Genomic DNA, 4,522 nt, shown 5'->3' on the forward strand with positions numbered 1-4,522 from the left:
CACTTCACCCGCACCTCGCCGAGCCGTCCCTCGGCGCGGAAGTCGGCCCCGGTCGCGTCCGTCTCCACCCGGGAACCGGCGGGGAGCTCGACGACGACGTCCACGGACGGCGGCCGGCCGAACAGCGAGCGCTGCTTGGGGGCCTTGATGTGCAGCCGCCCGCCCGCGTACGTCACCTGGGTCTGTCCGGCGAGCCGGACGTCGCCCTCCCGCCCGGGGTCGGTGGGCAGCACCTCCACCACGGTGTCGGTGCGGTCGCCGGCGTGGAACCGCAGGTCTCCCGCGCCGAGGCGAACGGTCACTGAAATCGGTTCCGGGGTCTCGAAAGAAGGCATGGCCGTCCCGTCCTCTGGGCTGCTCGGGAAGTTCTCGGAGTCTGTGTCCGTACGGCGGTGCGGTGCGGTGCGCGCCCGGGCGGGTCCCGGACGGGTCTAGCGCACCCAGCCGGTGTACTGCTGTCCGCCGCTCCTGGTCGACGTGGTGGAACGGGCCCGGATGTCGCCGCTCTCGACGGCCGAGTGCACCGCGCGCACCAGCCACGCGTTGACCGACAGGCCCTCGCGTGCGGCCGCCTCCTCGGCGCGCGCCTTGAGGGGGGCCGGGAGGCGCAGGTTCACCCGCGCGGTGGCGCCGTCCTCGTCGGCGGGCACCGGGGCCGGAGCCTTCAGCGGTTCGGGCGGACCGGCCGGCGCCCCGAAGCCGGCGTCGCCCGGCGGCGGTGTCACGACGAAGTCGGGGTCGAGCCCGCGCAGCCGTACGTCGACCGAACCGGGGGCGAGTTCACGGGTGACCTCGTCCATGGCGGCGGACAGCACGTTCAGCAGGGTCAGCCGGGTCGCCGACTCCAGCGGGGCGGTCAGTCGCTCGGCCAGCTCACGGGCGTCCTCCCCGCCGGCCTCGGCGGCCACCGCGAGTTCCCGGCGGAGTGTGTCGACATACGGCGTGAGATCCATGACGCCATAGTGGCACCGTTGTGGCGCCATTGACAAGCCTGGAAAGTGAGTTGGTGTCTCGCGAAGGGCTCGTGGATCCTCCCAGGTCTTGGTTTCCGCAGGTGAGGGGCGTGGGGGTGAGGGGGTGATCGAAGGTGCCGGGTGGGCGCCGGGGGGCTGGCGTCGGTTTCGATGGCGCTATCTGGCGCTTGTTTGGCGCCATGTGGCACCGAATAACGCCACGTGATGCCATCTGGCGTCACGTGGTGCCCGTGGGTGCGGGGCTGCGCGGACGGCGGGCGCGGTCCCGTCCCGCCGGGCCCGCCGGGCCCGGTCGTTCCGGTGGGCGGGTCTTGTCGACGGAATACCCCCAGGGGGTATGAGGTTGGGTGTGTGGAACCCGGGATCACGAGGGACCACACTGGATGCGAAAGGGGATGAGGGCCATGGACCACGCAGCACACCGTGCCGGCATCGAACACCGCCCCACCGGACACGGCCCCACCGGACACGCCGACCACGCCGACCGCGGTGGTCGTACGTCCGGGGCGTCGTGGGGAACGGCGGCGAAGGCGACCCTGCACTGCCTGACCGGCTGTGCCGTCGGCGAGATCCTCGGCATGGTCATCGGCACCGCGCTGCTGTGGGGCAACGTGCCCACCATGGCCCTGGCGATCGTGCTCGCCTTCGTCTTCGGCTACTCGTTCACGCTGTTCGCGGTGCGCCGGGCCGGTCTGGGCCTCAAGGCCGCGGTCAGGGTCGCGCTCGCCGCCGACACCGTCTCCATCGCGGTGATGGAACTCGTCGACAACGGCATCATCGCCCTGGTCCCGGGTGCGATGGACGCCCACCTGTCCGAGGGGCTCTTCTGGTCGTCACTGCTGGGCGGCTTCGTCGTCGCCTTCCTGGTCACCACGCCGGTGAACAAGTGGATGATCGGCCGGGGCAGGGGGCACGCCGTCGTCCACGCCGCCCACTGACGCCCGCCCCGCCGGGCCGCGCCCGGGCACCCCGCGTCGGCGGGGTGCCCGGGCGCGGTGACGTGCACCGACGGGAGCGGGCGAAGAGACCCCGGGCGCGGGGGTGTCACCGGCCGAGGGCCTCGAGGGTGGCGTCGAGGTCGGTGGTGCGGGGCCGGTTGTGGGGGAGCTTGGCGAGCAGGGCGGCCATGCCGCAGGTGCCGGTGGCGGCGGAGAGGACCAGGCCGCTTCCGACGGCGGCGGACAGCCGGCGGGCGGGCCGGTAGCGGGTGCCGAGCGCGAGGCCGGCGAGGACGAGGGCTCCGGCGGCCAGGCGCACCTGGCGCTCCATGGGCCAGGTGGCCCCGGTGGTGTCGCGGTCGGCGGGGTGGCCCTGCTGGATCCAGGCGGTGGTGCCGCCGGTGAGGGTGGTGGCGGTGATGCCGGCCTCGGCGAGCTGGGCGCAGGCGGAGGCGGAGCGGGCGCCGGAGGCGCACACCATCAGCAGTTCGCCGTGGGCGGCCGCCGTCCTGAGGGCGGGGAGCGCGGTGCGCAGGTGGTCGAGGGGGATGTTGTGGGCGCCGGGCAGGTGGGCGGCGGCGTACTCGCCGGGGGTGCGCACGTCGATGACGGTGTAGGTGCTCAGGCGCTCGGCGGCCCGGGCGGGGTCGATGGCGGTGGGGGTGCTCATGTGTGCGAGGTTGCCTTTCGTCTCTTCGTCCGGGCGGGTGCCGAACGGACTAGAATACCCTGCGGGGTATCCAGGAGGAGGAAGTGTGGAGCTGGAGATGGCGGCCGACGAGCTCAAGAGCGTGCTCAACCGGCTGCGGCGGGCGCAGGGGCAGATCGCGGGGATCATCAGGATGATCGAGGAGGGCCGGGACTGCGAGGACGTGATCACGCAGCTCGCGGCGGTCTCCCGGGCGCTGGACCGGGCCGGGTTCGCGATCATCGCGACGGGCCTGCAGCACTGCATGGCCGAGGGCGCGCAGGCCACCGGGGACCGGGACCGGATGCGGGCGCGACTGGAGAAGCTGTTCCTGTCGCTGGCCTGATCCACGGGCCGCGTCATGTCACCGCGTCGACGAGCACGAGGGCGGCCACGGCCGGCAGGACGAGGGCGAAGACGCGCTGCAGCCGGGGTCCGGAGACCTTCGCGGCCGGGCGTCCGCCGTCCCGGGCGCCCAGGACCGCGGTGGCGACGAAGGGGCCGATCATCGCCCGGTCGAGGGAGGCGGCGGCGCCCGAGCGGGTGGCGAGCGAGGCCGGGGAGTCGGCCGTGACGGCCAGCGGACCGGTGCCGACGGCGGCCCGCATCGCGAAGGCCAGGACGGTGACCAGGGCGGGGACGGCGAGGAAGCCGCCGCCCACGCCCGGCAGTCGGCCCGTACCCACCGGAGCTTCCCGGAGGGGGACCCCGCGTCCGGCGGGGGCGGGGACTCAGGTGCCGGCCGGAGCGGCAAAGGCTCCGGCGCCGGTCACGAAGCCGCCCGGAACGCGGTGCGCTCCGGGTGGAACCCGTGGGCCCGCGACGCGGTCCGGCCGCCCGCAGGCCCGTACCGGCACGGGGACACGAAGAGGGCGGGACCCGGAAGTCCCGCCCGTCGTGCGTGAGGTCCCCGGCTCAGGGCCAGACCAGGCAGTACGGCTGGTGCCCCGCCTCGTGCAGCCGGTGGGAGAAGTCCTGCCACTCGTGCAGCAGCCGGTAGACGTTGAAGGCGTCGCCGGGGCCGCCGCGGTCGGGGACCGTGGACCAGATGAAGGCGGCCGCGCCCACCGCCTCCTCGCCTATGTCGCGGAGGGGGTCGACGGCCGTCATCGGGAGCTTCACGACCGCGTAGTCGGGGTGCAGGACGACCAGTTCCAGCGGCGGCACCTTGTGCAGGGGGACGCCCTCTATGCCGGTGAGGACCATGGCGGCCATCGTCTCCGGCTTGATCTTGGTGAACATGCCGCCCATGCCGAGTTCGTCACCGCCGAGTTCCTCGGGGCGCATCGAGATCGGGACGCGGGCGGCGGTGGCGCCGTCCGGCGCACCGAAGTACTTGTAGGTCACCCCCACTCGCCCACCCATCCTGCTTCCCGCACTCGACGGGTCGACCGGCTCGGCCTCGCCCGGAGCACCGTGTGCCCGACGGGCCGCGTCCGCCTCTTCCGCCTCGCGCCGGTGCCTACCCCGCCGGGAACGCCGAGGACCGAGGCCGTCGGTCCCCTCGCCCAGTCCGCCACCGCGATGCATATCTCCACCCGACTGCTTTTCTAGGCCGCGTGGCCCCGCCGCGCAACCCGATCATCGTGTCAGTGACCTCCCCCACGGCCGCCCGCCGAAACGTGCGGTGCTGCATCTGCCCGCGGGTCCTTGCCAGCGCCCGGCCGCCCCGGGCCGGGTGAGCTGCGTGCACTCCCACGCCAGTTTCGCAGATCACGGGCCGATCGGGACCGGATGCCCTGGAGGGGGGCCGAATACCCGCGTCCGTGAACGACCGCACGGGGCGGCCGTACGAAACAGGCGTACGAACTGGCTGTACGAAAGGGTGGTACGGGAAGCCGGGGCCGAATGACTCACCCGGCTCCCGCCGGACACCCGCCCGGGCCCGGGGAGGACCCCGGGCGAAGGCCGCCGCCCCGCCC

At 73.8% G+C, this 4,522-nt stretch carries 5 protein-coding genes and 2 pseudogenes; 2 read left to right on the top strand and 5 right to left on the bottom strand.

All coding sequences use genetic code 11. The features are described 5' to 3' along the window. Together AOK18_RS27785 and AOK18_RS27790 are read right to left on the bottom strand one after the other, a co-directional pair. Window positions 1-335 (bottom strand): annotated as a pseudogene (locus tag AOK18_RS27785) (DUF4097 family beta strand repeat-containing protein); the annotation flags it as partial. A 96-nt stretch (window positions 336-431) separates the two neighbouring features. After that, entirely contained in the window at window positions 432-953 is a 522-nt protein-coding gene (locus AOK18_RS27790) for a toxin-antitoxin system HicB family antitoxin (RefSeq protein WP_055696118.1), read from the bottom strand. Between the two features lie 425 nt (window positions 954-1,378). Here AOK18_RS27790 and AOK18_RS27795 point away from each other — a divergent pair, with 425 nt between their 5' ends. Continuing rightward, complete coding sequence (locus tag AOK18_RS27795; RefSeq protein WP_055696119.1) at window positions 1,379-1,912, top strand: DUF4396 domain-containing protein; 534 nt, start codon at window positions 1,379-1,381, stop codon at window positions 1,910-1,912. A gap of 106 nt (window positions 1,913-2,018) precedes the next feature. On the opposite strand, the gene AOK18_RS27800 is transcribed toward AOK18_RS27795, so the two are convergent. After that, window positions 2,019-2,582, bottom strand: a complete 564-nt coding sequence (locus AOK18_RS27800) for a rhodanese-like domain-containing protein (protein WP_055696120.1) — start codon at window positions 2,580-2,582, stop codon at window positions 2,019-2,021. Between the two features lie 85 nt (window positions 2,583-2,667). Between AOK18_RS27800 and AOK18_RS27805 the strand changes: the two genes are divergently transcribed. Beyond that, on the top strand, window positions 2,668-2,946 hold the full coding sequence (locus tag AOK18_RS27805; protein WP_055696121.1) for a metal-sensitive transcriptional regulator: 279 nt from the start codon (window positions 2,668-2,670) through the stop codon (window positions 2,944-2,946). Between the two features lie 13 nt (window positions 2,947-2,959). On the opposite strand, the pseudogene AOK18_RS27810 reads toward AOK18_RS27805, so the two are convergent. Beyond that, window positions 2,960-3,316 (bottom strand): annotated as a pseudogene (locus AOK18_RS27810) (TSUP family transporter); the annotation flags it as partial. A gap of 199 nt (window positions 3,317-3,515) precedes the next feature. Further along, complete coding sequence (locus tag AOK18_RS27815; protein WP_079039839.1) at window positions 3,516-4,130, bottom strand: hypothetical protein; 615 nt, start codon at window positions 4,128-4,130, stop codon at window positions 3,516-3,518. Window positions 4,131-4,522 lie beyond the last annotated feature (392 nt).

The sequence above is a fragment of the Streptomyces prasinopilosus genome (assembly GCF_001419695.1).
GTDB lineage: Bacteria > Actinomycetota > Actinomycetes > Streptomycetales > Streptomycetaceae > Streptomyces > Streptomyces prasinopilosus.